The organism is Microcoleus sp. LAD1_D5, from assembly GCF_036702115.1.
Lineage (GTDB): Bacteria > Cyanobacteriota > Cyanobacteriia > Cyanobacteriales > Microcoleaceae > Microcoleus.
Genome location: NZ_JAUBSA010000029.1, coordinates 43,643 through 70,540 on the forward strand (window position 1 = coordinate 43,643; position 26,898 = coordinate 70,540).

The following is a 26,898-nucleotide window of genomic DNA, read 5'->3' on the forward strand; positions in this document are numbered from 1 at the left end:
TGATAGCGTTAATATTGAATAACTAATGCTGTGAATTTTATACCTTTTGCCTGATACTCTCTGCCTTGCGAATACTAAATGTTAATAACTGACAAACTGCTACTTTCCTATCAACGATGCAATCTCCGAGCATTTTTAGATACCTGCGGAGACTGGAAACAACTAGACCCCCCCAGCGACTTTTTGCTGAAACTGATGCGCGACAGCGCCGCATACCAGCAGCAAGCTTTGGAACACGAGACTTACCAACAACCATATTATCCTAGAGGGGATTGGGAAGCCGGCGCGGCCGCTACATTGAGTTTAATGCAGCAAGGGGTCGATCGCATTTACCGAGGAGTTCTGATCCAGGGCGAATTCGGCCAAACCAACGGCGCAACAACTTCTCTGGTAGGAATTGACAGTCAATATTTCCCAGAATTTGGCGAAATCCCCGAAACTCCCGTTGATATTTCATCCTCCAATCTGCACTCTTCAAACATTACCCTAATCAGCCGCCCCCATTTATTAATCAAACAGCCGGGACAATCAAAATTTGGCAATTGGAGTTATATTACTGCGGATATTTGGCTTAGCAAGCGACCAAAACAAGAGTATCAAATTATCGCAGCTTTTCACGCCCAAGTTTTAGCTTCCGTGCTGGAAACAATGCCAGAGACTGCGTGGCTGATGCTGCGAAAAAAAGGGTGGTGGCAGGTTAATCTCGACCAGCGAACTCCTCAGATGTTCGAGATTTTAGACAACTGCATTCAGATGATAGAAAATCGGGATAAATCCGAGGTGTTCATTTCCCGGCAAAAGTGCAATCTTTGCGGTTGGTATACTATCTGTCACGCCGAAGCCGAATCTATTAAACATCTTTCGTTATTGCCGGGAGTTACTGCCAGCCGCTATGCTAGACTAAAAACTCTCGAAATTACTGATGTAGAAGCTCTCGCTAATGCTAGTTCCGAACTGCTTGCAGAGTATCCAGAATTCCCTGACAGAGTTGCTTTTGATGTGGTGCAGCAAGCTAAAGCCCACTTGCTAAATCAACCGCTGTTGCGGGAAGAAGGAAGAAGGAAGAAGGAAGAAGGAAGAAGGGAAGAAGGAAGGCACGACACGGATACAGGGATTAACGATCGACAAGAAGGTAGAAGTGAGAATTCAGAAGAACTTAACTCATCTGAAATAGTACCAGATATTGTAGACAAGATCTTGAATGACATCGCAGTTGAGGAAGTAAAAATTAGAGAAAATAAACCTGCGACATCTTCTATACCTGCGCCAATTCTCCGCAAGAAACCAATTCCGTATTCCCAATCTGTCTTTTTGCCGATCGCCCCAATCGAACTCTACTTTGACATTGAAGCGGAACCAGAGTTAAACTTGGATTACCTCCACGGAGTCTTAGTTGTTGACAGATGCAACAATACGGAAAAATTCCACGGTTTTTTAGCAGAATCAGCAGCAGAGGAAGGTGCAATCTGGGAGCAATTCTTAGAATTAATGTGGGCTTATCCCATTGCTCCGATTTTCCACTTTTGCGACTACGAAGTCAAGACTTTTAAGCGACTGGCTAAACTTTACAATACTCCAGCTTATTTGTGGAAACCCGTGCTGAAACGGTTTGTAGATATTCACAAACAAGTGACGCAAAAGGCTATTATGCCGGTGGAAAGTTACGCACTCAAACCAATTGCCCGCTGGCTGGGTTTTGACTGGCGAGATGCTAAGGCTAATGGTGCTCAGTGCGTCTGCTGGTACGACGATTGGCTCAAAACTGGCGATCGATCGCTCTTAGAGGCGATCGTCCGCTACAATGAGGATGACTGTCGTGCTACTTATGTGGTTAAAGATTGGTTGACCAATTTTTTGCTGAATCATGAGCCGTGATTTTTAGATGTAACGAACCGCGAAGGCGCGAAGGAAGAAAGGGAAGAAGATAGGTAATAATGTATTTATTGGTAAAATGCGAAAGCTAGCAAAAGCAACTATATTTATTGTCTGTTTTTTGATGGCAGCAACTGTTGCTATTTGGGTAAACCAGTCAGCTAAATCTTTCGCCGTTACGAAAATAGATTTTATCGGCAGAGCAATATTTCCTACAGGTTCTCCGTTTCAGGGGACGGAAATTGGCGGAATTTCTGGCATTACTTATGATGCCGATAAACAAGTCTATTATGCGATTTCTGATGACCGCAGCAGCAAGGCTCCGGCGCGCTTCTATACTCTCAAAATTAACTTGCAATCTGGTAAACTGGAAAAAGAGCAAATTACTTTTACTGGTGTCACTACTTTATTAGATGAAAACGGCAAAGGTTTTCAGGAATTAAGTTTAGATCCGGAAGGGATAGCTTTTACTGGCAATAGCGTGTTTGTTTCTTCTGAGGGAGATGCCGCTCGCCAAATACATCCTTTTCTCAAAGAGTTCTCCCTCGATGGTAAACTCCTGAAAACGCTGCCAATTCCTGAACTATTTTTGCCCGACGACAAAGGCACTAAAGGCATCCGCAACAATCTCGCTTTTGAAAGTTTAACTTTAACGCCCGATCGCAAATACCTATTCACCGCTACCGAAAACGCCTTGGTTCAAGATGGCGCTGTACCTTCGCTGGAAACCGGGAGCCCGTGCCGGATTTTGCGCTACGATGCGGTGAGCGGCAATCCAGAAGCATCGTTTCTCTACATCACCGAACCGCTACCCGCTGGTGCTAATCCTGTGGGAAAATTAACTAGCAACGGTTTAGTGGATTTGTTGGCGATCGACGATAACCGCTTGCTGAGTTTAGAGCGTGCTTTCTCCCTGGAAACCGGCACAACTATCAGAATTTTTGAGATTTCCTTGGAAAAGGGCGATCGTATTGAAGCACTCGAAAGCCTCAAAAGCCGTATCAGCGAGGTTTCTCCCGCTCAAAAACGGCTGCTGCTGGATTTGGAAACCCTGAAAATTCCCCTAGACAACATTGAGGGGTTGACATTTGGCTCCGTCCTGGCGGATGCTAGCAGAGGTCTGATTTTGGTGAGTGACAACAACTTCAGTCCCCTGCAAGAGACTCAAATTTTGGGCTTCCAAATAAAAGTTCAAAAAACCTCTTGACAAAAGGTGAAGTTATAGGCATAATAGAAATTGTGCCTGAAAAAACGGCAAAACGAGGGACAGTAGTTCAATTGGTTAGAGCACCGCCCTGTCACGGCGGAAGTTGCGGGTTCGAGCCCCGTCTGTCCCGTTCTCTCGTAGCAAAGTTTCTAAACTTTGATTGTTTTGATTGGATCTAGTGCCGATGTAGTTTGCGCTCAAAATCCGACCACTGCGTAAGATTTTTCCTGAAAGGCAAGGAAATGGCATCCGTTTTAGATTGACTGTTAGGGGGCAAGATTTCCTTTTGACCCCTTGCCGATTTGATTAAGTCCCAGCAGCGCTCAAAGGTGCGAGGAAATAAAGGGTCGGGCTATTTGATATGTCAAAACCAAGACGATGGGCACGAGAATCGGAATCGCCACTAGCAGTCCCCATTTGCCAAACCTAAGTTTTTGACCGTCCGATTTGAACAGGAAAATCACAGCGGCAATTCCCATAAGTATCCAGAGACCACCGAAGCCCATGAAGACTGTATAGCCTGCATCTTGCATTTTTTTTGACCTTTAATAGTAGTCCATCTTTAATGTTAGTTGCAGTTTGTTTCTGCTGACATCTTCTGAGAGACCGATCGAACTTATTAAATATGACTCATTTCGAGTTGGGTTGGCAGCGGCCTTGACTTTCGCACTTGATGCGCTGAGTTCGATCGCTCATAATAGTTGCTAAATCCGGCCTTCCCGTCAGCTTCAACCGCCAGTCAGCCCAAATTCCGTACAGCCAATTGGCGATCGCCCCGATCGCTGGTAACTTAGTAACTGCATAAATCCATCCCATACCTAAAATCTCGTAGGTGCGACGAAAAACCTCCACATTTTTAATTGCCGAACCGTCGGGTAATATCGCGTGAATCCGACCCATCGCCGTTTCGTAGTCGATTCCGCCGTGGGCCTCCGGGTTGTAGCCATCATCCGCAATATCCACAAACGACACTAAACCTCGCCCTGCGTCGCGTTTTTTCAAGAAATTAACCTCCCGCACGCACAGAGGACATTCACCGTCGTACAGCAACTCAATCTGCCAAGCAGGCGCAGCAGACTCGCGTGAGGGCGCAACAGATTCGGAAAACTCGGTTTTAGCAGCAGACATAGGGAAATATATTTTAATGTCGTCGATCGCACACAAACATTTTACAAGCATCAATAGTTATCAGGTGCGCCTTGGGTACTCCTAAAGCAGTTATTTGTGGTGTAAAAAATAGTCCCAAAGGTGAATCCCGTCTTGGCCACCCGCAAGCTAATATCATCAAGATGCCTTCTCGTGCCTTGCCGGAGACTGGCGCCGATCGCCCGATAGTCGAATATCAAACAATTCGAGGCAAAGCACCTGCCAAGCACAACTGTTAATTCGGCAACAAAATATAATAAAATTTAAAGTCTTAAACATCAGCTATTCCCCCAACCAGCAAATCGCCCCCAATCTAAAAGCAAAAATCTACATGAATGTCAGAGTCCGTCTAGCCCCCAGTCCCACCGGAAACCTACACATCGGTACCGCCAGAACCGCCGTATTCAACTGGCTGTTTGCCCGCAACCAAGGCGGCAAATTCATCCTGCGGGTAGAAGACACAGACGTAGAACGTTCTAAAAGCGAATACACAGATAACATCCTCGAAGGACTCACCTGGCTGGGTATGGAGTGGGACGAAGGCCCCAGTTTTCAGTCGCAGCGTCTGGAAATATACCGCCAAGCAGTCCAAACCCTGCTAGACAATGGACTTGCCTACCGCTGCTACACCACGTCGGAAGAACTCGACGAAATGCGGGAAGCACAAAAAGCCAACAAACAAGCCCCCCGCTACGACAACCGGCACCGCAACTTGACAAGCAAACAGCGCGCAGCTTTTGAAGGCGAAGGGCGACAAGCTGTGATTCGGTTTATCATCGACGACGATCGCACGATCGCTTGGAACGACATGGTACGCGACACCGTAACCTGGAAAGGTAGCGACCTCGGCGGCGATATGGTAATTGCCCGTGCATCCAGCGGCGGCGTTATCGGCCAACCCCTCTACAACCTCGCCGTAGTTGTCGATGACATCGACATGGGCATCACCCACGTCATCCGCGGCGAAGATCACATCGGCAATACTCCGAAACAAATATTGCTCTACGAAGCTTTGGGCGCGACAATCCCAGAATTTGCCCACACGCCGCTGATTTTAAACTCCCAAGGACAAAAGCTTTCTAAACGCGACGGCGTAACCTCGATTTCTGACTTCAAAGATATGGGCTACCTGCCCGAAGCTTTAGTTAATTACATGACTTTGCTCGGTTGGACTCCGCCGGATTCAACGCAGGAAATATTTACACTGTCGGAAGCAGCAGAATTATTTACATTCTATCGAGTCAACAAAGCCGGTGCAAAATTTGATTGGGATAAACTCAATTGGCTGAACAGTCAATATCTGCACAAAATGCCAGTGCCGCAATTGACAGATTTGCTGATACCTTATTGGTGGCAGAAAGGCGGTTATGAGTTTGACTCCGCGGCAGACCGCCCCTGGCTCGAACAAATAGCTGCTTTAATCGGCCCGAGTCTCGTTCGCTTAACCGATGCTGTGGATATGTGTAAGGTATTCTTCTCCACCACGGTGGAATACGAAGAAGAAGCACTTGCACAGTTGCAGCAACCGAGGGCTGCACAGGCTTTACAAGCAGTTGTAGAAGCGATGGAAAGTCATTCCTCCCTGACATCAGCGGAAGCTCAGAAAATCACTAAAAAGCTCAGTAAAGAGAAAAATCTTAACAAAGGGCTAATTATGCGATCGCTCAGAGCCGCTCTGACAGGTGCAATGCACGGCCCCGACCTGATAGAATCTTGGGTAATCCTTCACCAGCGAGGAACGGCTAAAACCCGTTTGCTTGATGCCATTAGCAACTTGAATTTGCCTGGTGTTGGTGTGGCGGCCGAAACTCCAACCCCAGAACAACCAAACGCAGAAACAGTCGCCGAAACTCCTGCTACAGAACAGCCAGCAGTCGAAACACCGACTGTGGAAACAGCAGCGGCCGAGGTGACAGCAGTCGAAAAATCGCCTGTGGAAACAGTCGAAATACCGCCTGTGGAAACACCCGGAACGGAGGTTTCAGCAGTCGAAATTTCGGCAGTTGAAACAGCCGAAACCGAGGTTTCAGCAGTCGAAATATCGCCTGTGGAAACAGTCGGCACCGAGGTTTCAGCAGTCGAAATTTCGGCAGTTGAAACAGCCGCAGCAGCAGTTGAAATACCTGCAGCCAACCAGCAAAAAACTATTGCGAGTGGAGAAATGACTTCATCAAACGAACCAGAAACAACCGTTATCATCACCGAAATTCCTGCCGAAAATGAAGCAGACAGTTCCAGCGGTACAACAAAAGTCATAATTACCGAAGAACCGCCAAGTCAGGCCCAGCAGATCAAAGAACAAATTATCTCAATTTTGTCCGAGTTTCCTGCTTACATCGGCAGCTTTTACGAACAGTACAAAAGTCCCCTGACTGTTGTCGGTGTAATTTTAGCCTCGATTATCTCTTTGAAAGTGCTTTTGGGCATAGTAGACGAACTCAACGACATCCCCCTGCTAGCCCCCACATTCGAGCTAATTGGTATCGGATACGTCGTGTGGTTTGTCTACCGCTATTTGCTGCGCTCGTCCAACCGGCAACAATTAGGTCAAGAAATTCAAGCCTTGAAAGAACAAGTTTTCGGCAAAAAGTCCTAACACTTTTGCGGGTAATTTGTTGAATTTGTGCCCGACACTGATAACTTTAAATAAGTTGTTAGTGTCGGGTTTTTAAATGACTAATGACTGTTGACTGTTGACTGTTGACTGATGACTGATGACTAATGACTAATGACTAATAGACCTCTTGCAAAATAATTTTGTGCTATTATGGAAAGTTTAGCCAATTTTATAGTCTAGCAGGCTGGGCAAGTTTAAGGAGATGTCAATCAACCCAATAATTCAAAGTTTGACCTAAACTTGAGCAAACTTTTAAGCATAACACATATTTTTTTTGCAAGAGGTCTAATAACTAAACCCCAGTCGCAGTAAAAGCCGCCCAATAATAAGGATTAGCAAAAGGATAGGGTTTGCGGTTGCGAATTTGCTGCAAAGAAGCCTCCGCAATCAGGCGAGAACTTTGAGAAAGCCGATCGAACATTTGCGAAATTTGAGGTTGAAAATCCGCCAGCAACACCTCCAATTCCTCGCCAGTCAAATCCCGCAGCCACCTTTGAGCGTCCCCCAGCGCGATCGCCACATCTCCCACCTGCAACCGAGGAAACCGTCCGAGATTTTCATAAAACTTGCTCGTCAGCAGCAGCGTAGAAACATCGTTCACCTTCCAAAGACTGCTAACCACACTAGACGTGCCAGCATACAACAAACCCGCCGACAAACCCACAAAATCTCCTCCAGCACCGCTAACTCCGCCAGCGGCAATTTCGCAACCCGATAAAGTAACTAAAAAATATTGCCGAAAATCCAGATTAAAAATTTCTTCCAAACTCAGAGAATCATTCCTCAAAAAGACGGCGGATTTCAGAGGCCAAGCCAAATTAAGCAAACTAAAACAAGCAAAGTGAGCGCATTTTTTCTGCTGCAACTGCCCTATTTGCTGGGGCAAATCCCCATTATTAGCAGACATTTCTTGGGAAAAAGCCTCTTTAATTGCCGGCTTATGGCGCACAACTTCTGTACTGGCAAAATACTGGGAAATATTGCCGATTTCAATGTTACTGTAGAACGCATCTCTGGTGAAAGTTGGAATTGCCAAAAGCTGCTGCAAACGCGGTCTGTACCGACCAATAGCCGCTCCGTGTGCACTTTGTCTCAACAGCAATAGCTGACAGCTAGGAGCATAGCGAATTCCTCCGGCAAATCGATCGATCAAATAAGCAGCAGGCGCTGCAACGTCGCCAAAAGACGAACTTTGAGAAAAATCCGAAAGGCTGTAGGTTTCCCCATCAAAACCGCTGCGATCGCTCCACCCAGACCTAAAAATTCCCCCACCGTCGTCAAACCCGTCTCTCCCCCCCAAAGGCAAAGCGTGGAGTGGCAAAGCGTGCAAAAATCGGTGTGGCACAAAAATCAGCCGATCGCAATTCTCGGGAATCAGCGCCACCACTCGATCGATTTCCAGCATCGTAGCCAAGCGTTTGAGGCGAGCCGGGAGATGATTGATCCAGCGACCTTTTTGTTCAGAATAAGCGCTGAGGTACTCCTGGGCCCAACTTTCGACAGCCAAAGCATTTTCCGGCGAACACAGGTGAACGGCGGGATATTGTGCACTCTTTACCACCACAAAAGCAACCAGCAACTCTCCCAAACTCGCCCACACCACAGCAGCGCAATTGTCATCAGGCAACAATTGGCGAATTTGCTCGAAAGCGATCGGTTCAACTTTGTGAGCTAGGCTGAAGAAAGGATCGTTTGCCTGCACCTCCCGCGCAATCAACCTATCAAACTGCTTCCACAATAGATTTAAGTGCATGAAGTCCGAGTTCGGCAGTAGAGAACCGCTGCTCAAACCTTGGCTATCGCCCTCAGAAATCAAGGTCGTGTTCGGCTCAGGTTCTCCCTGTTCTTGGTGCCGCTGTTCCCCCGCTATTTCCAGTTGCAGCGACTCCAACTCGCTTCGCACCGCTGCAGGAATTTCGGCTTTCGGAGTCAAGTGGCATTTAACCAGCAGTTCTACCAAATTCCGATTTTTGTGGCGTTCGGCGTATTCCAGGGCCTTAGCGTAATATTCAGGTTGGCTAGCGCCGAGTTCCAGGCAAACTTGCACCAGGCATTTATAGAGTCCAGCCCAGGTGCGGGTTAATTTGACTTTTGCGGTACTCGTCTGATCGCCAAAATCGACTGTATCAACCCCAACTTCGCAACGCAAGAATTCCACAGTATCGACAGCAGCAGTAAAAACCCCGTACGCGCGAAGCAAGTCGCCTCGAACTCGGTAAGCTTGACCCAAATAAAATAAAATTTCAGCCCAGCGGTGGGGATAGGTTTCGCGAGTGTAGACTTTGGTGGCGTTTTGATAGCAGCCGATCGCGCTTTCCATGTGGGACAAGTTTTCCGCCTCGGTCAGTTGCGAATAAGCCCTGCCGAGATAAATTTGCAGCATGGCCCAGCGGTTGGGATATGCCTGCCTGGTGTAGACTTCGCCCGCATTTTGATAGCAGGCGATCGCGCTTTTGAGGTTGCGGTTTTTTTCCCCTTTCAGGTGTTCGCAGAAAGCGCGGCCGAGGTAGGCACACAGCATTGCCCAGCGTTCGGGAGATTTTTGGCGGTTGCAAAACAGCAAAGCATTTTGATAGCAGGCGATCGCCATTTCCATATTTTCGGCTTTTTCCCCTTTCACCCGCCGACTGTAGATCCTACCGAGGTAAGTTTGGATCGAAGCCCAGACTTCGGGAAATTTGATGCGGGTGTAGACTTGTAAAGCATTTTGATAGCAGGCGATCGCCATTTCCAAATTTTCCACCGGATCGCCTTTGATGCGATCGACAAACACCCGGCCCAAATTCCTTTGAGTCGTCGCCCACTGCTGCGGAAAAGCTTCCCGAGTCCGCACCTGCAAAGCTCTTTGATAGCACGTAACCGCGTATTCGAGATTTTCAGCTCGGTTGCCCCGCAGTAACTCGCAGTAAGCATTTGCCAAATTATTTTGAGTTGTGGCCCAACGCCGGGGAAACACCTTGCGGTTGTAGACTTGCAAAGCATTCAGGTAGCAAGCGACTGCCAGTTCCAGATTTTCAGCTCGGTTGCCCCGCAGCCGCCGACTGTAAGCACGGCCGAGATTGTTTTGAGTGCTCGCCCACTCTTCCCCGAAAGTTTCGCGGGTGCGAACTCGCAGCGCGTTTTGATAGCAGGCGATCGCCTGTTCTAGATTGTCTGCCGGATCTCCCCTGAGGCGCTCGCTGTAAGCGTTGCCCAGATTGTTTTGCAGCGTCGCCCACTGTTCCGGGTACTGTTCGGGCGTGCGTACTTGTAGGGCATTTTCAAAGCAAGCGATGGCCTGTTCGATATTTTGAGCCTTATCACCTTTGGGACGATCGCTATAAGCGTTGCCCAGATTGTTTTGCATCACCGCCCATTCTTGGGGAAAGTCTTTGCGGGTAAACACCTTAGCAACTGTTTCGTAACCGGCAATTTCGATTTCCAAGTTATGAGCTTTGCTGCCGAGGGGAAACCGCCCAATTTTGTTGCTCAGATTGCCGATTAACGCTGCAATGCGCCTAGTCTCGGATTCTTTGGCAGCAGGGAGCACCAAAGTGGCCCAGTGGCGCAGCAGTTGTGCGAAATTTTGGTCGAGTTTGTCTAAATTGTTTCTCAGCAGCGAGTACAGGTGCTGCGAATCAGCGCCGCGCGCCACTGCCTGCAATACTTCTGCTAAAAAAGCCAGATAAGCTGCCCCGGTTTCGGGCAATTTATAATTGCCCTTTACAGATTCTAAGGGTGCGATCGCCCTTTGGAAAAATTTTGCAGCTTTAAGCAAACTTTCTCGCGTCAGTATTGGTTCTTCCAAATAAAGCGTTTGCACGAACCCAAAGTCGATCGACTTTGGGTTCGTACTCAAAATCAAATCTATTCCTGAGTCGCCAGGATTTTCCAGCAGCGCTTGGAGCATATTAACATCAGTTTTGCGACGCTGTTCGTCCATCGTGCATTCCGCCAAACTATTAACCATAGGAGCGCTGGTTCCGTGCAACCAAGTGAACTACCCACCGCTAAATCGTAGTACCGAATATAGTAGGGGCTTCTGTACTCATAGGCGAGTGCCTTAGCTGAGACTTTCGTCCCAGCTTTGGTCTTACCTCGCCTCCTAAAGCCGAAACGGCTGAACCTTCCGCCTTTAGTATTTTGATACCTTCTGCTTTTATCTTTATCGTTGCGTTCCCCTCCCGATCGCGATCGCTAGCACAGTGAGGACAAGTCCCTTCCCTCATATCTAATGGCATCTCGGTCATTTGATGGAAACAATTAGAACAAAGTTTGGAAGTGGAAACCCCTCTATCAATCTCGACTAAGTTCCCGCAATCAATGCCCGCAATCCTACCTTCTTTTATTGTCGGGTTCTTAGCTTGGATTTCAGTCAGTATAGATGCAAGATATTTCCCTGAATATTTTTTACTAATAATTGAATTATAAATTTCACCCTCACTTAATCTATATCTATTTATTTTGGGCTTAGTTATTTCCCTATATCGGAACCTCTTAGTACCCGCTACAACTTTAACGTCTTGAGGATACTGAAATGACTGTTTTTTATCTAGAAATGGGAAGTTATAAAACCCCGCAAATTCATCAAAAAAAAATTTGTATGTCGTGGTTAACTTGAGCGGAGTAAATTGCAAAAATTGGCTGTAAAACTCACCTAACCCTCCACTTTCATCTATTTTTTTGGGAGTCGGTAAAAGTGTGTTGAACCCTAAGCATCCAATTCCTTCACCAGTTTTTTTATAAACTTCAATTGATTTATTTAGACCATAATTAGACCACCAACGCGCACACCCAAAAATTGAAGCTACTTGTATTTGTTGATTTTGGGTAGGATACAAACGAACTTGGATAGCCGGGTGTAGCAATCAACATCACCTCCTTGGTTTTTCTATTCTCTCACAATATACAGTTGATGAACAAAGCATTACGAAAAATTTTTGTGACGAGGATTACATATTTTCTCTCTTGAAAGTGCTTCCCAAAATTACTTGAGGATGCAATCGTCCTCACCTGCCCTTCCTACTATAACGGTACTCGGTTTAGTCACAAGGGCCCGAAATAGTTAAACCAGGATTGACAAGTCCCAACAGACACGCTATGGCGAAACTAGCACCTACGATCGCTAATAGTATGATTTTGCGCGTGCCTAGTAAAATTGCGGTTAAACGCGCCGTCACCCTGTGGCGGCAGGTTTCACAGGCGTTTCTAAACTTGACAAACCCGCCCCGACAGACTTGCAGCGGGACGGGTTTACTTTTACCCTTATGGGACTTACGTTAAGAAACCCGGTTTCTGGGAAACTATTGGGTTTAGTAACGAGAAATCTCGAAAGAAACGAGGTTTCTGAGGAAGAGTGTGTCCTGGAGTAAGTGACTTATCTAGGATATTGCGCGAGTTTCAGCGCTACAGCTAACAAAAATCAACTTCGTAGATTTTACTGTACTGCTTGAGGGCGCAGCGCTGATTCCACTGCCAGCAGAGCTCGATCGACTTCAGCGGCAGTGACAATCAGCGGCGGGACAAATCTCAGCACTTTCGGCCCTGCAGGAACCAACAGCACTCCTGCGGCGATGGCAGATTTGACAATATCAGCGGATGTAAGTTCGATATCAGCTTGCAATTCCATCCCGACAATCAAACCCCAGCCGCGCACTTCGGCAATTAAATGCGGATATTCGGCCGCCAACTTGTTGAGCCCTGCTTTCAACTGTTCCCCGCGCTGCTGCACGTTTTCTAGAAGGTTTTCCCGTTCTAAAGTTTGGCACACACACAAAGCTACAGCGCAAGCGAAAGGATTGCCGCCGAAAGTGCTGGCGTGACTTCCCGGTTCAAATACATCGCAGGAAGATTTGCACAGCATAGCGCCGATCGGGATACCGCCGCCCAATCCTTTGGCAGATGTAAAGATATCCGGTTCAATGCCGAGGTTTTCGTAGCCCCAGTATTTGCCACTGCGTCCCATCCCGACTTGCACTTCGTCGAGAATGAGCAAAATGCCTTTTTCGTCGCAAATTTCCCGAATGCGCTGGAAGTAGGCGATATCTCCGGGGCGAACTCCGCCTTCGCCTTGCAGCGCTTCCAGCATAATTGCAGCTACTTGGCGTTCGTCTTTGTCGAGTTGCTCGATCGCACTTTCGATCGCACTAATATCGTTGTAGGGCACATAGTGAAATCCCGGCACCAAGGGGCTAAAACCCTTCTGGTATTTAGGCTGTCCCGTTGCCGTAATTGTCGCTAAAGTCCGTCCGTGGAAACTCGCAACAGCGGTAATGATTGTCGGATTCGAGATATTTAATTTTTCGTGGGCGTACTTGCGGGCGAGTTTAATTGCCGCTTCATTAGCTTCCGCGCCGGAGTTGCAAAAGAAGGCTCGGTCAGCGCAAGAATGGTCTACAAGCCACTTCGCCAGCTCCCCCTGTACGGGGATGTAATAAAGATTAGAAACGTGGTGCAGGGTCTGAATTTGCTTAGTTACGGCTGCAATCATTGCCGGGTGGGCGTGTCCCAGAGTGCAGGTAGCAATACCAGCCACAAAATCGAGATATTCGCGGCCCTCGGTATCCCAAACGCGGCAGCCGAGGCCCCGTTCTAGGGCGATCGCAAAACGCCCGTAAGTCGTCATTACATAGCTGTCGAAGCTCTCAGAACTGAAGGGACTGGCTTCGGCTTGCACGCTTGGTTCTTTTAGTAAGGTTTCTGGACTCACGAATCGCTCCTTAACACATAAAATATGCAGACCTCGATTGTACGGTAAAAATCCAGGTTAGCGGTGCAGGCTGTTAGTTTTGTCATAAAATCGTAACAGTAACATCCATTAATCCCTCACAAATCTACTGATGAGTTATTACATTTCTCCTAACTTTCTCGATAAAGTTGCGGTGCACATCACTAAAAACTTTTTAAATTTGCCCGGAGTAAGAGTCCCCCTAATTTTGGGAGTTCACGGCCGCAAAGGAGAAGGCAAAACTTTTCAAACCGAACTGGTTTTTCGGCGGATGGGCTTTGAACCGGTGATGATATCTGGCGGGGAATTAGAAAGCCCGGATGCAGGAGATCCGGCGCGTTTAATTCGCTTGCGCTACCGGGAAGCTGCGGAGCAAATTCGCGTGCGCGGCGAGATGTGCGCCATCTTTATTAACGATTTGGATGCTGGTGCTGGCAGGTTCGATTCGACTACTCAATATACTGTCAATACTCAGATGGTCAATGCGACTCTGATGAATATTGCTGATAATCCAACTAATGTGCAGTTACCGGGAAGTTATGACAGTACGCCTCTGGATCGAGTGCCGATTATTGTCACCGGAAATGATTTTTCTACGCTGTACGCGCCGCTGATTCGCGACGGGCGGATGGAAAAGTTTTATTGGGAACCCAGCCGGGATGATAAAATTGGGATTGTTGGGGGAATTTTTGAGTCTGACAAATTATCAAAAACCGATATTGTGGCGTTAGTTGATAATTTTGCCGATCAGGCGATCGACTTTTTTAGCGCTTTGCGATCGCGCATTTATGACGAACAAATCCGCGAATTCATTCACAAAATAGGAATCGAGCGAGTTTCCAAGCGTTTGGTAAACAGTTTGGAAGCAGCGCCAGATTTCCATAACCCGAATTTCAGCCTCGCTCATTTATTAGAAATGGGCAGTTTGATGGTGGGCCAACAAAAGCGGATTAAGGAAATGCGCTTAGTAGATGAATACAACCAATCGCGGCTGTTTAACGTTCAAGGAACCCCCAATCCTCCTGCTGCTGCGCCCACACAAAGTCAATTAAACGACCCCTCCTCGAAATATTATAAGGCTTACGAGGAGCCAAGTTCTGAAGTGGGTAACGGTCATGCGGCGCGGCTGAGTTCCGAGGTATTGGAACAAGTAAAGCAGTTATTAGCAAGAGGCTGCAAAATTGGCATGGAATATGCAGATAATCGCCGATTTAAAACTGGTTCTTGGCAAAGTTGCGCGACGATTAAAACTGAACAAGAAAAAGATGTGGTTGCATCTTTAGAAACTTGTTTGGCGGAACACGGCGGCGAATATGTGCGGCTGATTGGTATCGATCCAAAAGTCAAGCGGCGGGTAGTTGAAACAATTATTCAGCGGCCGCAGGGTTAAAGCTAAAGTAGTTAAAGTTATCAAGGACACAACACTGTTGTGTCCCTACAGGCAATATCTTCTTACTCTCGCCGTAGACTACTGGACAGACAGAGATGATGCAAACCAGCGACGAATTAATTCTACTTGGAAACGGTAGCCTTCACTAACTTCCTCAATCAATTCGCGTTGCAGAAGTAAATTGAGAGCATCGGATTTATCGGGAAAGTGTTGCAAAATAGTTAATCGGCTGACTATTGCCCCTTCTCCTTGTGCTGCCAAAAACTGCAAAATAGCTAATCCTGCTGCATCTGCTTGATTGCTTTGAATATCGACAAAAACTAAACGTCCGGTGCCTAAAGCCTCTAGTATTGCTGCTTCTACATCGGCTAAAGTTGCCAGTCGGCGGATAGATGGGTCTTGCTGGTTTTTGAAGACGACAATTTCACCGCAAAGGAGTTGTATTAGGCAAGGGTGACAGCGAGTGATTTCCAGGACTCGCTCAACCGCATCGGATGCGTAGCGCAGGGTAAAATCTTTGACGGGTTGCTCAATTAGTTGACGCGCTTCGGGTTCCTTCAAATAGCTGATATGAACGACTTGGACATTGATTAAATAGCTAGCCCAACGCTGAAATTCTTCTATTGTATGGGAACCAGCTAGCAGCACTTTGAAGCGGGGACGATGTTGAATCAGGTGACGCAACATTCCCAGAACATCCTCCTCATCAAAGCGTCCTTTTGTGATGGCATTATCTAGCGCCTCGAATTCATCGAAGGCAAGCAGGGCAATATTTTGTTGTAGCGCTTGTTCTACTTCGTCCAGCCATTCATCAAAGCGGGTGAAAGGATCATTTTGCAGTGTTTCGCGGTCAAGAGATGGGAGAGTGAAGGCACTTTGGCGCTGGGCTGAGTTTGCCATACTGCGGGCGATATTGTATAGGAAACCAGCATCATCACTCGCTGATGAAACTGGCCCTTGCAAGTCTACAAACATGGGAATGATATTGCTGGGTAGCAAGCGTCCCAGGTTGTTGAGGAGGGATGTTTTGCCCATGCGCCGCTGACCGTAGAGTAACAAAGGAGGGCGGCGGCGGTCTAGGAGTAATTGCTCGATGCGCGTACTGATGTAAGTTCCACTTAAGTCAACGGGTTTGACAAAGATTTCCTGTTGTTCTGTCAGAGGTATGCCGATTATATAAGGGTTGTCGATTTCTTGTCGCAGTTCGACAACTTCTGCTAGTTCCCGCACATCGTCGGTGACAATTTCATACCAACGGGTAGCAATGGGGCGAAAGCGTACCGCATATTTGTCACAGCTGCGGGTCAATTCTCGAATTAAACCACTTAATCTTTCTGCTACAGGAGTTAGGACTGAACGCTGGTTGTAAGAACTATTTTGGTTGAGGGCTGCTGCTACATCCTCGGTGATGCGACTAAAGCTACTTAGGAGGGAACTAACTGGACTATCCAGTTCTCCAAGGGCTAGATAGAAGTAGGCGTTAGCGATAGCAGATACATCTTCACAACGTTCTAATTCTCGTGCATCAAGTTCAATTTGTACCGCTTGTGCTGCCCAACGCTGGCGGCTTGTACTTAAATAGTTGAGTGCAGCTTTGCCCTCTTCTGGATTACGCTCTATTACTAAAAGAACGTGCTTGTCTAAGCCTTGTAGAGGAAGGCGCTGCCACTCATCCCAAAAAGCGGAATGCCAACGTAAGAAACTAAGTTTAGTAGCTGTGCGTCCTTTGTCGAGTCGGTAGAGCAGAATATTCCATCCCGTAAGGAAAGGATACAGTACCACTGGCAGCCATAAGTTGATAGTTATTCCGGCGACCCACGCCACGCCCCACGTCACGCCCCACGCCACAAACCCCACCATGCCCACCGCCACGCCCAACGTCATGCCCAACGTCACTCCCCACACCACGCCCCACGCCACGCCCAACGTCACGCCCAACGTCACTCCCCACGCCACGACCCACGCCACGCCCGACGCCACGCCCGACGCCACGCCCAACGCCACGCCCGACGCCACGCCCGACGCCACGCCCCACGCCACGCCCGACGCTACGCCCGACGCTACGCCCCACGCCACGCCCGACGCCACGCCCAACGCCACGCCCCACGCCACGCCCGACCCAATCTTTTCTACTGGTGCACCTAGTAGCCAAAGCACTAAGGCAACAACAATTGAATTAGCTAGGACAGGCAAAACCAGGAATGCTTGTATTAGTAGCTTCCACAAAGCTGGGTTTTGCCATCTTAAACCTCTGTTCGTGTTAGATTGGGTGTCTAAAGCAGGGTCAATACGCTTGACATGATTTTGCCAAGCCGAGGGATGAAAGAAAAGCCAGAACAGCAGTTGCAGGCTACCCAGAATCAGGTTGGGATGCTGTTCTGGTGCATTGGTGTAGGCGTTGCGCGGCACATTTGGCAAGATCATCCGATTTTAGGTTTTAGATTTTAGATTTTAGATTGAGCCCACAGATAAATGCCAGGCCTTGCGCTCAAACTGCTTTACGTACTTAATTTTGAGTAGTTTCATAAATATAACGATCGCTAGACAACTTTCTCAAATAAATGAGTGAAGGGCTGCATCTGTTGTAACCCTTCTTCCTGCCAATCATCCCCCATTTCCCCATCTTCGAGACTAAATAATCGTTCTCGACACAGAATTTGCAGCAGCAGAGGCCAGCATTTACTTTGAGTCAAAATCCACTCGACATCCTCAGTCGGAAAAGGAATGGGCGAACTGGCTATCAACTCGCGCGCTTCAGCTTCAGTCATAGCTCCCAGAGTTGTGGTATATCCAAAGATATTGAAAAAAGGCGAACTATGTCCGGTGCTGCGCGCTAAATCGATCGGCGATTCTGGAGTTGCCAAGACAAACCCTAAATTCCCATTGGTTTGGTTTGTTGCCAAAGAGCGCCAACTCTCCCAAAACCCATCATCTAATTCGGGACAGCGCTGTAAACCTACACCAATTTCATCTAATAGGATGACTGTAGGCTGACGTAAATTACTGCTAACCACATCCATAAATCTATCTAAGTCGCAAGGGTTAGGTACTGACATTTTTAGGGATTCTAAAATGTAGCGCAGCAGCCCTTCCCGACTCTGCCGTCGCGCATCTTGAAAATCTACGAAAATCCAACGATAGTTTTCTGGATGGGGCAACCAGTCAGATTTTTGACCGGGACGCAACTCTTGTGTTGGGGTGGTGGTAATATTTTTCAAGTATTGCAGCAAAGAAGTCTTGCCACTGCGCCTCTTGCCGATAATCGCAGCATTTTGCAGGGGACGGCGTTTCAGTAAGTCGAATAGGCGTTTTAGTTCCTTATTTCGCCCAAAAAAGTAGCGCGGATGGGTGATGGGAGTACCAGTGATGAAAGCTGAGGTTTCCTCGAAGATAGGCTTAGGGATAGTTTCGTCTATATGTACGATATTTCTCCACTCATACCCCAATCTCTCGCTAATTTCCAGAAAATATGAGTAATCAACAGGTTGTCCCGTCAGAAATTTCTTGACTGTGGATAGCCCAATGTCCAATTCTTCAGCCAAAGCCTTCTGACTCGGAAAGCCGTTGCGTCCTAAGGCCGATTTGACTTGTTCGATACACCCTGGAGAAACTTTGAGCGATCGCCCCATGATGCCTCTACAGAAAATTACTCATCCGAATTATAGATTTAATCTCAACTACAAGTCAACCAACAAGTCAACCTCGCTCGACTCTGAACTCAACCTTGCTTGATTTTAAATAGGATTGTAGAGTTAAATTTCTAGAAATGTCTAACAAAAAATCCCATTCCAACCAACCATTCCCTTCTGATGATTACCCAGAAATGAAGCGAGATGTCATGCAAGAACGTTTGCGTCAAGCTAAATGCACTGTTAACGCGACTCTTTGGTTAACAATAGTAAGTGCCTCCATCAGTATTTTCGGCATCGGACTGTTGTTTTCTGGAAAAGTCACAGAAGGCAAACTTGCCACCGCTGGCGGATTAACATCAAACATTGTCAGCGTTGGGTTACTCAAGTTTACAAAAGAAACGAACGACAGACTCGATCGCTTAGCCAAAGAATTCAAAGACGACGATTAAATAAGAATAGTTAAAGTAGGTGCGCCTTCCGCACCTTACAAATTACCAATTCAACTAATGCGCGCTTTACAAGTCAAAGTAGGGTGCGCCTTCCGCCCCTGACAAATTCAACTAACACGCACCTAACAAATTCAAATTAAATTATGCAAAAATTTATCAAAAGTTGCGCGATCGGGCATAGCACCTTGAGCACCCACTTTAGTTGTGCACAGAGCGCCCGCTGCTGCGCCCCACCGCACCGCCTCTGACAAGGACAGACCGGCATCTAATGCAGAGGCCAACCCGCCGTTAAAAGCATCGCCAGCAGCCACAGTGTCGATCGCTTCCACAGCAAAAGCCGGTACAAAAAAGGTTTCATCCGCCGTAACAGCAACAGCCCCGCGATCGCCCAATTTGACAATAACATTCTTGACCCCACGCTCCTGCAACTGTTTAGCAGCTACAATCGCTGTTTCGGTGTCATTCACCCGAAAACCGACTAACTGGCTGGCTTCCACTTCATTCGGCGTGATAATGTCAATTAGCGGATAAAGTTCGATCGGCAAATCCGCCCTAGCCGGTGCTGGATCAAGAATAACTCGCACCCCCGCTTCACAAGCAGCTTTCGCAGCTTTTTGGACAACTTCCAGGGGAATTTCTAACTGTAACAGCAAAGATGTAGCTCCTGTTAAAAGTTTTTTGAGACGCTCTATATCTGCTTCACCGACATGGTTATTCGCGCCCGGAATCACAATAATATTATTTTGACCTGTCTCGTCTACGGCGATAATTGCCACTCCTGAATGAGTGTTTTGGTCTATTAATACATTGTCTGTATTTAAACCATAAGATTGTAAATTTGTCAATAATTCTTCAGCAAATTTATCGTTGCCAACGCGACCGATGATGTGGGTAGAAGTGCCGAGACGGGCGGCGGCGACGGCTTGATTTGCTCCTTTGCCGCCGCCGGCTGTGAAAAAATTGCTACCGATGATAGTTTCCCCTGGCTGCGGCAACCGGGGAGTTTTTGCTGCTAGGTCGAGGTTGATACTGCCGAATACGATGATGGTCATAGATTCAAATTGGGAATTGCGAATTGGGCATAGGGCATCGATGCACGCTCGAATTGGGCATTGGAACTAACAAATAACTAATCACAAATAACTAATAACCAACAGCCAACTGTCAACTGTCAACTGTCAACTGTCAACCGCCAACAGCCAACAGTTAACAACCAACGGCCATCAAACGTGCTAGAACAGTTAAGGTCTTCACCGGTCAATTCAATGGCTGCAATTACTCTCGATCGCAATCCCTGTGTCCTGCTAGTTGAAACAGACGAAGTTCTCGCCGGACACTTGAGTCTCGACTTAAAATCCTCCGGCTACGAAGCGGTAGTGGCTTCTAATACCACCACAGGCCAACATTTAGCTCATGAATTGCAGCCAGCTTTGATTGTAATCGATCGCATACTTGGCCCTGAGTCGGGGCTGTCACTGTGTTCTTACCTCAGAAGTATTGGCAATCGGGTGCCGGTGCTGCTATTGGTGGGTCGTGATACAGTTGACGATCGCGTAGCTTGTCTGGAAGCTGGGGCGGATGATTATTTTCTGAAACCTTACCGCACTGAGGAGTTTTTGCAGTTGGTGCGCTTGTATTTGCAGCCGGATAACAGCAGCAACGAACAATTGAGGTTTGGCGATTTAGTTTTGGATTTGGCCTCTAGGCGGGCCCTACGCAATGGACGGGCGATCGACCTGACGATGAAGGAATTTGAGCTGCTAAAGTATTTGATGGAACATCCCCGCGAGGTTTTGACTCGGGAACAAATTCTGGAAAATGTTTGGGGTTACGACTTTCTGGGTGAGTCGAATGTGATTGAGGTTTACATCCGCTATCTGCGGCTCAAGATTGAAGATGAGGGCGAAAAGCGATTGATTCAGACCGTGCGCGGTGTTGGCTATGTGATGCGGGAAGCTTGAAGAAGTCATTAGTCATCAGTCATCAGTCATCAGTCATTAGTCAGTTGACAGTTGTCAGTTGTCAGTTGTCATCACTCAACGCAGTCAACAGTCAACAGTCAACAGTCAACAGTCAACAGTCAACAATATAAAATCATTATGAGTTATTTAGCTAATTTCCTGAGTATTGGGGTAATTATATTTTTGCTGGGATGTTCGCCGACTTTACCGATCGCGAATGCTGGTGCTACTGGTATTTTGGCCTCGCAGTCTCCGACGGCGACAACATCGGGTCAAGTGCTGCCTGTTTCTGCTAGAGCTCGGATAGGCGATCGCCCAATCGAACTCGAAGTGGCGAAAACCGTGGAACAGCAGGCTATGGGTTTAATGTACAGAACTTCTTTGCCGGATGACAGAGGAATGCTGTTTGAGTTTAAACCGGCGCGGCGGGTCAATTTTTGGATGAAAAATTGCAAGATTTCTCTGGATATGATTTTTCTGCGAGATGGGGTGGTTGAGGCGATCGAAGTTTCTGCACCTCCTTGTACTGCTGATCCTTGTCCTACCTACGGGCCCGATACTGTTGTCGATCGAGTTATTGAACTCCGGGGCGGGCGGGCTGCTGAACTCGGTGTCAAAGTGGGCGATCGTATTGAAATCGAGTTTTTCCAGTAAAACTTCGGACTCTTTCAGTAAAACCTGCAAAAAGACACAATCCCCCGGTTTCCATCGCCCAGAGAGCCCCCTACCTTCGGAATACCGGAGAAAATTTAGAAACTTTACAAAAATTGATTAAATTTGTTAAGATATTAATGTAAGATTCAGTACAAACACCGAAAGATTTGCTAGGATGTCAATCTCAGTCAGTCAGGACTTGAGCTTGTTTCCGGAAGCTGTAGATTGTTGGTCGCAGGTATGAGACGAGTCAGCGACTCGTTACCAATCCTGAGAGACGATACTCAGCCTCAAGGTGTAGCAACACGAAAAGAAATTCTCTGGAAGTTCTGGCGATCGAGCTAAATCTACTAAACCTATCTAAAGTAATATGCTACGAGCCAAGTTAATTGGCGGGAATTGGCAAACTTAACTTCTGGTAGCAGTTTCGGGTTTTATCGAAATATCTAACTAATTTTGTCGAAGTAGATTTGCGGATTCTGCATTTTGGCAGATGAAGTTAAACTCTGAACTTGGTTTAGTAGTTTTAGGTAGCAGAATTTATTCTGATTCGCGCTGCAAAGATGCCGAGGTATTCAGTTTAGGTTCGATCGCGATCGCAAGTCGATCGGGCCGACATCAGCAAAATTGCAAAACCTTTCGCTGTTTGGGAAAGGTTAGCTTTACAGTATCACTCAGCATTATGTTTGGCAGTTTAACCGCTAATACTGTTTTAACTGCTATCTACGGTAACAAGACAAATTTAAAACTGGCTTATTACTCATCCAAAACATCAGGTTCACATCAGAAAATGGTGTCCTATACTTAGAGGTGAAATCACATGGCACCCGCTACATACACTAGATTAATTCGATTTTTACAAGAAGATTTGGCAATTTCGCCCGCGTCAATTGCTGTCGCCGAACGTGTCGGCGATAACAAACAGCGGCAGCGTGATAAAGACCCGAATTCCTTGCCGATGGTTCTGTGGCAATACGGTTTAGTCACTCTCGAACAGTTGGATAAAATCTTTGATTGGTTATCCGAAGCCTATTAAAAGGATTTTAGATTTTTGATACTCTCTAAAATCTAAAATCCTTTAACAACTGAGATTAGGATTCAGCCAAGAATTTGGCAGCAGCAGCAACGCCGGCACCAGGAGTGTAGCCTTCATGACCCAATTCTCGCAACACGACTTCTAAAGAGGAAATTGCTGCTAGAATATCGCGATCTGCCACAAAGCCCAAATGACCGATTCGGAAGATTTTACCTTTCAAATGGTCTTGTCCGTCGGCGAGAGCAATGTCAAATCTCTTTCTCATCAAAGTCCGCACTTTTTGAGCATCTACGGATGCTGGCGGCATAACCGAAGTAATCGCAGGACTCGCGGCTTCGTCAGCGGCAAACAACGGCAAACCTAAAGCTTTGACAGCAGCGCGAGTAGTTGTCATTAAGCGTTTGTGTCGCGCGAAAACATTTTCCAACCCTTCTGTTTTCATCATCTGCAGCGATGCTTGCAGGGCAAAAAACATATTGACCGGTGGAGTAAAAGGAGTGGTATTTTTGGCAGCGTCTTTGCTATATTTGCCTAAATCCAAATAATAGCGGGGCAGTTTCGCAGTTTTGTAAGCTTCCCAAGCTTTGGGACTGACGGCCACAAAACCCAAACCTGGAGGAATCATGTAAGCTTTCTGAGAACCCGAAGCAATGACATCGATGCCCCAAGCGTCCATCGGAATATTGACAGCGCCTAAGCTAGTGACAGCATCGACCATAATTAAAGCTTCACCGTGGGCTTTAACGTGGCGGTTGATGGTTTCGAGGTCGTTGAGGACGCCCGTGGAGGTTTCCGAGTGGGTGATGATGACAGCTTTGATTTGCTTCTCTGTATCTGCTTCGAGTTTTTCGCGGAAGTTTTCGGGGTCTAAAGGTTGGCCCCACTCGGCTTTAATAATTTCGGCGTTTAAACCGTAAGCTTCGGCGACTTCAGCCCAACGTTCACCAAATTTGCCGTTGGTGCCGACTAAAACTCGATCGCCCGCACTTAGGAAATTAATTATCCCAGCTTCCATCGCCCCGGTACCGGAAACGGTTAAACTCAGCACGTCACTTTTAGTTTGGTGCAGCCATTTCAAATTTTCGGTACATTCTGCAAAAATCGCGTCAAATTCCTTGCTGCGGTGGCCCATCGGGTGTTTTGCCATCGCTAACAAGGCCGCTTCAGGTACCGGCGTCGGGCCGGGAATCATCAGCATTAATTTGTTGTCCATGATATTGTCCTAAGTTTTTCTGTGGGAGTTATATAGAATAAATCAAATACGATCCGTCGCGTCGATACTCTAAGTTTTTTAACTTTTAACTCCCTTGTGGTTAATTTCATTTAGAGACCAGCGATGTTCTACCGCTAAGTTCGATCGCTCGCAGCTTTGTTCTAATTGCTTTTGAATGGCAAGTGCTTTACGCAGTGTAATAATAAGTTGGTGAACTTGTTGCTGCTGCGGCGATTGTGGACTGACAGCAAACATCGTTTTGCGTTCTAACAATTGAAGTAGCAATTCATAATGAATGTACGAAGGAAGGGGGATTGGCTCCATGAAAGCTAATATACCTCAGCGAACCGACACCCCATTGCAATTGCATGAGGCATCACAGGTGAACATTAGATGCCCGATTTTTTATTTGTTTTCTAACCGTACAATAACCCCTGCTTTGCCGATCGAATATTCGGGGCTGGGTGCGTTGGACACGCTAAATCTTGCGATCGACAGGCTTACAGAATAGATTTAATTGCTTTCTGGCAAAATATTTCTATGCAATATAGCTTTCAGTGCTATTTCTTTTTTACAGTAGCGCTTGAGTCGATGCAGGCTAGAAATTCTCATTATTTACCTACTTAATCATTTTTTATCAGAATTAAGGGTGCTTTGTCAAGCGGTCTCGCCTTTCACAGGCTGGGAGGGTGATCGGCAAGCGAGGCTAAAGCTGCACCCGGATCGGGCTGTTTGACTAGAGATTCGCCTATGAGGACGGCCCGGGCGCCAGCACGGGCAACTTGAGTTAGGTCGTCGGCAGTGTGGATTCCTGACTCGCTGACGATGAGGATGCCTTTTGCTTGGATTTCGGTTTGGCGCGAGGCTAATAGTTGACCGGTAGTTTCTAGGCTGACGGAAAAGTCTGCTAGGTTGCGGTTGTTGATGCCGATTAGGTTGACGCCTTGTATGGTTAATACTCGATCGAGCTCTTCGAGAGTGTGAACTTCTATTAAAGCTGTCATGGCCAAAGTCTTGACAATTTTTACAAAGTATTGTAAATCTTTGTCAGATAGAATAGCTGCGATTAACAATACAGCATCGGCGCCGTGAATGCGGGCGAGATAAATTTGGTAGGGATAGATAATAAACTCTTTGCAAAGTAAGGGTAAATCGACGGCGGCACGGATTTTAGCGAGGTTGTCGAAGCTGCCTTGAAAGAACTTTTCATCGGTGAGTACGGAGATGCAAGTAGCGCCGTTTTGTTGGTAAGCTAGGGCGATCGCCACCGGGTCGAAATCTTCGCGAATTACGCCTTTGCTGGGGGAAGCTTTTTTAACTTCGGCGATGATAGCGGGTGTGGTTTTACCGTTTTTGAGCGCGGCAAGAAAGTCGCGGGTTGGCGGTGCAAAGGGGAGTTTTTTGTGAAGATCGGCTAAGGGCGTGCGATCGCGCTTTTGGGCCACTTCAGCTTCTTTTTCCCAGACGATTTCTTCGAGAATGTGCTGGGGTTCGGCGTCGGGTACGGCGATTTGGTAGCTGAGGTAGAGTACGGAGACTGATGTGCTGGGAGGACGGCGGCGGATTTGAAGCATTGTTACTGGTTGATACTAAGGATTATTGTAGGGGCGATCGGGCTTTTTGCAATTGGCGAGTAAGGATTGAAGTCGCAGCGATCGCAGATGCAGCGATTCAAATCGCCCTTACAAAGGCAAAACCCGCCTGCCCGGGTTAAATTGCACAAGTCTGGCGTTGCGCGGACTTTAATTGTGTAGCGACAGGTTTCAACCTGTCGCACGGATTGTTATATGAAAATTCCCAAATTGCATTTGTAGAGACACGAGCGAGCGCGTCTCTACAAGATGCGATGGTTAGTGAGACTTTTTGTTCAGAACAATGACAACTTTCTGGGAGTCTGGTTTTTTAACTTCCCTTCTGCATTGACTCCGAATCTTAGTTCGCGATGGGGGAGAATCATAGTAAATTTTTTCCTCGCCCCAAGGAAGACAAAGCTGCACGCCTACAGGTTGCCGTTCTCTGCGTTCGGTTGAAGTATTCCTGTTTTTCATAAGTTAATCCTCTGTGTTTGGGTTGTTGATTTATCCCTAAACCCATTACACAATGCCCATCAAAACAGGAACCCACAAGATGCTATCAAGATACTATCAAGATGCTATCAACCTTCAGATTGAATCCGCTATTTGACAATAAAGACTATAATTTAATGAATAAGACGGGAGAGATAGCTGATGTCCTGGGATGACTTTCTGGAAAAAGTTGCTGATACTCACAGCTTGTTCGATGCGGACGATAGACAGGTTTTCATGACGAGGTTCGCTGAGCGAAATTTAAAGTCAAAGGTATCAAACCCCAAGTTAGCAAAGGATCTGAACGTCAGCGTCTCGACACTGGAAAGACGATTAGGAGTAGTCTATGGCAAGTTTTCTCAAAGTTGCCCCAAGCTTGATTCTGATAAAAAGGGTAAATTCGAGCTACTGCGAGAGTGGCTGAAAACTGGATATGCTCAATATCAGGAAACGCGAAAGCTGCCTGGGCTACCTGCAACCTCTAACCTTGCTGCGAATAATCAGACTGAAGGTTTGGCATTTCAGCACACTCCCGACAAGTGGCAGGAGGTTTGTCGCCGGATGCTTTTGGAACAGAAGCGGCTAAGCAGCAATAAGCTAATGCCTCCTCAAATGAAGCGTGATCTGATTGATGAAAATATCTATGTAGATTTGACCTTAGTGCAGCAAGAGCAAATCCAAAAGGTTGGAGGCGACTCATCACCTGAACAGGGTTCGCTGTTGTATGAGTCAACGGGGAACAGGGAAACCGAAAGATTTGAATACAACCAATTTCTCACAACACTCCTCAGCACTAAGAAAAACGATCGAATTGCCATCATTGGTGAACCAGGAGGGGGGAAAACCACGCTTTTACAGAAAATCGCTTTCTGCAATACTCCGGACAGTTTTTAAAGAGGGATGCGACGCCTACGGCAAGCAACGCTTACGCAATAAATCACAGAAGCGA

The 26,898-nt window shown here is 47.0% G+C and carries 23 protein-coding genes, 1 tRNA gene and 1 pseudogene; 13 read left to right on the forward strand and 12 right to left on the reverse strand.

The genetic code is table 11. The features are described from left to right. Nucleotides 1-78: 78 nt before the first annotated feature. The 3 genes from QUA70_RS14560 (at nucleotide 79) to QUA70_RS14570 (ending at nucleotide 3,209) form a co-directional block, all read left to right on the forward strand. Nucleotides 79-1,875: a TM0106 family RecB-like putative nuclease gene (locus QUA70_RS14560; protein WP_333347969.1), complete on the forward strand. Its 1,797-nt coding sequence runs from the start codon at nucleotides 79-81 to the stop codon at nucleotides 1,873-1,875. A gap of 76 nt (nucleotides 1,876-1,951) precedes the next feature. Further along, the gene (locus tag QUA70_RS14565; protein ID WP_333347966.1) at nucleotides 1,952-3,079 is read left to right on the forward strand and encodes an esterase-like activity of phytase family protein; all 1,128 of its coding nucleotides are present in this window, start codon (nucleotides 1,952-1,954) and stop codon (nucleotides 3,077-3,079) included. Nucleotides 3,080-3,135: 56 nt separating this feature from the next. Continuing rightward, nucleotides 3,136-3,209, forward strand: a tRNA-Asp gene (locus tag QUA70_RS14570). Between the two features lie 193 nt (nucleotides 3,210-3,402). Here QUA70_RS14570 and QUA70_RS14575 read toward each other — a convergent pair. Next, entirely contained in the window at nucleotides 3,403-3,612 is a 210-nt protein-coding gene (locus QUA70_RS14575; RefSeq protein ID WP_006632034.1) for a hypothetical protein, read from the reverse strand. A 97-nt stretch (nucleotides 3,613-3,709) separates the two neighbouring features. After that, the gene (locus QUA70_RS14580; RefSeq protein WP_333410472.1) at nucleotides 3,710-4,207 is read right to left on the reverse strand and encodes a DUF393 domain-containing protein; all 498 of its coding nucleotides are present in this window, start codon (nucleotides 4,205-4,207) and stop codon (nucleotides 3,710-3,712) included. Nucleotides 4,208-4,278: 71 nt separating this feature from the next. Between QUA70_RS14580 and QUA70_RS14585 the strand changes: the two genes are divergently transcribed. The 3 genes and pseudogenes from QUA70_RS14585 (at nucleotide 4,279) to QUA70_RS14595 (ending at nucleotide 6,821) form a co-directional block, all read left to right on the forward strand. Beyond that, nucleotides 4,279-4,464, forward strand: coding sequence for a hypothetical protein (locus QUA70_RS14585; RefSeq protein ID WP_333347960.1), 186 nt, complete (start codon nucleotides 4,279-4,281; stop codon nucleotides 4,462-4,464). A gap of 92 nt (nucleotides 4,465-4,556) precedes the next feature. Beyond that, nucleotides 4,557-5,999: pseudogene (gene gltX, locus QUA70_RS14590) on the forward strand (glutamate--tRNA ligase); the annotation flags it as partial. Between the two features lie 387 nt (nucleotides 6,000-6,386). Continuing rightward, entirely contained in the window at nucleotides 6,387-6,821 is a 435-nt protein-coding gene (locus tag QUA70_RS14595) for a CAAD domain-containing protein (protein ID WP_333348028.1), read from the forward strand. Nucleotides 6,822-7,134: 313 nt separating this feature from the next. On the opposite strand, the gene QUA70_RS14600 is transcribed toward QUA70_RS14595, so the two are convergent. The 3 genes from QUA70_RS14600 to QUA70_RS14610 all read right to left on the reverse strand — a co-directional run bounded on the left by QUA70_RS14600 (nucleotide 7,135) and on the right by QUA70_RS14610 (nucleotide 13,530). Further along, nucleotides 7,135-10,791 carry a CHAT domain-containing tetratricopeptide repeat protein gene (locus QUA70_RS14600; RefSeq protein ID WP_333347958.1) on the reverse strand — a complete coding sequence of 1,219 codons (3,657 nt, stop codon included), beginning with the start codon at nucleotides 10,789-10,791 and terminating at the stop codon, nucleotides 7,135-7,137. Between the two features lie 40 nt (nucleotides 10,792-10,831). Continuing rightward, nucleotides 10,832-11,689, reverse strand: coding sequence for a helix-turn-helix domain-containing protein (locus QUA70_RS14605; protein ID WP_333326491.1), 858 nt, complete (start codon nucleotides 11,687-11,689; stop codon nucleotides 10,832-10,834). Between the two features lie 569 nt (nucleotides 11,690-12,258). Beyond that, entirely contained in the window at nucleotides 12,259-13,530 is a 1,272-nt protein-coding gene (locus tag QUA70_RS14610; RefSeq protein ID WP_333347955.1) for an aspartate aminotransferase family protein, read from the reverse strand. A gap of 130 nt (nucleotides 13,531-13,660) precedes the next feature. Here QUA70_RS14610 and QUA70_RS14615 point away from each other — a divergent pair, with 130 nt between their 5' ends. Further along, nucleotides 13,661-14,938, forward strand: coding sequence for a ribulose bisphosphate carboxylase small subunit (locus QUA70_RS14615; protein ID WP_333347952.1), 1,278 nt, complete (start codon nucleotides 13,661-13,663; stop codon nucleotides 14,936-14,938). Nucleotides 14,939-15,016: 78 nt separating this feature from the next. Here QUA70_RS14615 and QUA70_RS14620 read toward each other — a convergent pair whose 3' ends face one another. Then, nucleotides 15,017-17,362: an AAA family ATPase gene (locus tag QUA70_RS14620; RefSeq protein ID WP_333347950.1), complete on the reverse strand. Its 2,346-nt coding sequence runs from the start codon at nucleotides 17,360-17,362 to the stop codon at nucleotides 15,017-15,019. 116 nt (nucleotides 17,363-17,478) lie between these two features. Then, nucleotides 17,479-18,567 (reverse strand): ATP-binding protein, encoded by a 1,089-nt coding sequence (locus tag QUA70_RS14625; RefSeq protein WP_333347947.1) that lies wholly within the window; start codon nucleotides 18,565-18,567, stop codon nucleotides 17,479-17,481. A 137-nt stretch (nucleotides 18,568-18,704) separates the two neighbouring features. Between QUA70_RS14625 and QUA70_RS14630 the strand changes: the two genes are divergently transcribed. Beyond that, nucleotides 18,705-19,019 carry a TRADD-N-associated membrane domain-containing protein gene (locus QUA70_RS14630; RefSeq protein ID WP_333347945.1) on the forward strand — a complete coding sequence of 105 codons (315 nt, stop codon included), beginning with the start codon at nucleotides 18,705-18,707 and terminating at the stop codon, nucleotides 19,017-19,019. A gap of 131 nt (nucleotides 19,020-19,150) precedes the next feature. Here the strand turns inward: QUA70_RS14630 and rbsK are convergent, their stop codons facing one another. Continuing rightward, the gene (gene rbsK, locus QUA70_RS14635; RefSeq protein ID WP_333347941.1) at nucleotides 19,151-20,071 is read right to left on the reverse strand and encodes a ribokinase; all 921 of its coding nucleotides are present in this window, start codon (nucleotides 20,069-20,071) and stop codon (nucleotides 19,151-19,153) included. A gap of 213 nt (nucleotides 20,072-20,284) precedes the next feature. Here rbsK and nblR point away from each other — a divergent pair, with 213 nt between their 5' ends. The 4 genes from nblR to QUA70_RS14655 all read left to right on the forward strand — a co-directional run bounded on the left by nblR (nucleotide 20,285) and on the right by QUA70_RS14655 (nucleotide 22,670). Further along, the gene (gene nblR, locus QUA70_RS14640) at nucleotides 20,285-20,980 is read left to right on the forward strand and encodes a response regulator transcription factor NblR (RefSeq protein WP_333347939.1); all 696 of its coding nucleotides are present in this window, start codon (nucleotides 20,285-20,287) and stop codon (nucleotides 20,978-20,980) included. Nucleotides 20,981-21,118: 138 nt separating this feature from the next. After that, complete coding sequence (locus QUA70_RS14645; RefSeq protein ID WP_333347936.1) at nucleotides 21,119-21,634, forward strand: DUF192 domain-containing protein; 516 nt, start codon at nucleotides 21,119-21,121, stop codon at nucleotides 21,632-21,634. A gap of 493 nt (nucleotides 21,635-22,127) precedes the next feature. After that, the gene (locus QUA70_RS14650) at nucleotides 22,128-22,442 is read left to right on the forward strand and encodes a hypothetical protein (protein ID WP_333347934.1); all 315 of its coding nucleotides are present in this window, start codon (nucleotides 22,128-22,130) and stop codon (nucleotides 22,440-22,442) included. A 12-nt stretch (nucleotides 22,443-22,454) separates the two neighbouring features. Further along, nucleotides 22,455-22,670 (forward strand): DUF2949 domain-containing protein, encoded by a 216-nt coding sequence (locus QUA70_RS14655; RefSeq protein WP_333204805.1) that lies wholly within the window; start codon nucleotides 22,455-22,457, stop codon nucleotides 22,668-22,670. A 55-nt stretch (nucleotides 22,671-22,725) separates the two neighbouring features. On the opposite strand, the gene QUA70_RS14660 is transcribed toward QUA70_RS14655, so the two are convergent. From QUA70_RS14660 to QUA70_RS14675, 4 genes are all read right to left on the reverse strand, one after another. After that, on the reverse strand, nucleotides 22,726-23,883 hold the full coding sequence (locus tag QUA70_RS14660; RefSeq protein ID WP_333347931.1) for an alanine--glyoxylate aminotransferase family protein: 1,158 nt from the start codon (nucleotides 23,881-23,883) through the stop codon (nucleotides 22,726-22,728). A gap of 78 nt (nucleotides 23,884-23,961) precedes the next feature. Beyond that, complete coding sequence (locus QUA70_RS14665; protein WP_041623669.1) at nucleotides 23,962-24,207, reverse strand: DUF5340 domain-containing protein; 246 nt, start codon at nucleotides 24,205-24,207, stop codon at nucleotides 23,962-23,964. Nucleotides 24,208-24,557: 350 nt separating this feature from the next. Then, nucleotides 24,558-25,457: an indole-3-glycerol phosphate synthase TrpC gene (gene trpC / locus QUA70_RS14670; RefSeq protein WP_333347929.1), complete on the reverse strand. Its 900-nt coding sequence runs from the start codon at nucleotides 25,455-25,457 to the stop codon at nucleotides 24,558-24,560. A 276-nt stretch (nucleotides 25,458-25,733) separates the two neighbouring features. Further along, entirely contained in the window at nucleotides 25,734-25,931 is a 198-nt protein-coding gene (locus QUA70_RS14675) for a hypothetical protein (protein WP_333347927.1), read from the reverse strand. A gap of 180 nt (nucleotides 25,932-26,111) precedes the next feature. On the opposite strand from QUA70_RS14675, the gene QUA70_RS14680 reads away from it, so the two are divergent. Next, complete coding sequence (locus QUA70_RS14680; RefSeq protein WP_333347925.1) at nucleotides 26,112-26,843, forward strand: hypothetical protein; 732 nt, start codon at nucleotides 26,112-26,114, stop codon at nucleotides 26,841-26,843. The last annotated feature ends 55 nt before the right edge of the window (nucleotides 26,844-26,898 follow it).

What these genes read in the sequence shown, in the direction of transcription:
- QUA70_RS14560 (WP_333347969.1), top strand. Translation starts at nt 79, where the DNA reads ATGTTAATAACTGACAAACTGCTACTTTCCTATCAACGATGCAATCTC.
- QUA70_RS14565 (WP_333347966.1), top strand. Translation starts at nt 1,952, where the DNA reads ATGCGAAAGCTAGCAAAAGCAACTATATTTATTGTCTGTTTTTTGATG.
- QUA70_RS14575 (WP_006632034.1), bottom strand. Translation starts at nt 3,612, where the DNA reads ATGCAAGATGCAGGCTATACAGTCTTCATGGGCTTCGGTGGTCTCTGG.
- QUA70_RS14580 (WP_333410472.1), bottom strand. Translation starts at nt 4,207, where the DNA reads ATGTCTGCTGCTAAAACCGAGTTTTCCGAATCTGTTGCGCCCTCACGC.
- QUA70_RS14595 (WP_333348028.1), top strand. Translation starts at nt 6,387, where the DNA reads ATGACTTCATCAAACGAACCAGAAACAACCGTTATCATCACCGAAATT.
- QUA70_RS14600 (WP_333347958.1), bottom strand. Translation starts at nt 10,791, where the DNA reads ATGGTTAATAGTTTGGCGGAATGCACGATGGACGAACAGCGTCGCAAA.
- QUA70_RS14615 (WP_333347952.1), top strand. Translation starts at nt 13,661, where the DNA reads ATGAGTTATTACATTTCTCCTAACTTTCTCGATAAAGTTGCGGTGCAC.
- QUA70_RS14620 (WP_333347950.1), bottom strand. Translation starts at nt 17,362, where the DNA reads ATGATCTTGCCAAATGTGCCGCGCAACGCCTACACCAATGCACCAGAA.
- QUA70_RS14625 (WP_333347947.1), bottom strand. Translation starts at nt 18,567, where the DNA reads ATGGGGCGATCGCTCAAAGTTTCTCCAGGGTGTATCGAACAAGTCAAA.
- QUA70_RS14630 (WP_333347945.1), top strand. Translation starts at nt 18,705, where the DNA reads ATGTCTAACAAAAAATCCCATTCCAACCAACCATTCCCTTCTGATGAT.
- rbsK (WP_333347941.1), bottom strand. Translation starts at nt 20,071, where the DNA reads ATGACCATCATCGTATTCGGCAGTATCAACCTCGACCTAGCAGCAAAA.
- nblR (WP_333347939.1), top strand. Translation starts at nt 20,285, where the DNA reads ATGGCTGCAATTACTCTCGATCGCAATCCCTGTGTCCTGCTAGTTGAA.
- QUA70_RS14645 (WP_333347936.1), top strand. Translation starts at nt 21,119, where the DNA reads ATGAGTTATTTAGCTAATTTCCTGAGTATTGGGGTAATTATATTTTTG.
- QUA70_RS14650 (WP_333347934.1), top strand. Translation starts at nt 22,128, where the DNA reads ATGAAGTTAAACTCTGAACTTGGTTTAGTAGTTTTAGGTAGCAGAATT.
- QUA70_RS14655 (WP_333204805.1), top strand. Translation starts at nt 22,455, where the DNA reads ATGGCACCCGCTACATACACTAGATTAATTCGATTTTTACAAGAAGAT.
- QUA70_RS14660 (WP_333347931.1), bottom strand. Translation starts at nt 23,883, where the DNA reads ATGGACAACAAATTAATGCTGATGATTCCCGGCCCGACGCCGGTACCT.
- QUA70_RS14665 (WP_041623669.1), bottom strand. Translation starts at nt 24,207, where the DNA reads ATGGAGCCAATCCCCCTTCCTTCGTACATTCATTATGAATTGCTACTT.
- trpC (WP_333347929.1), bottom strand. Translation starts at nt 25,457, where the DNA reads ATGCTTCAAATCCGCCGCCGTCCTCCCAGCACATCAGTCTCCGTACTC.
- QUA70_RS14675 (WP_333347927.1), bottom strand. Translation starts at nt 25,931, where the DNA reads ATGAAAAACAGGAATACTTCAACCGAACGCAGAGAACGGCAACCTGTA.
- QUA70_RS14680 (WP_333347925.1), top strand. Translation starts at nt 26,112, where the DNA reads ATGTCCTGGGATGACTTTCTGGAAAAAGTTGCTGATACTCACAGCTTG.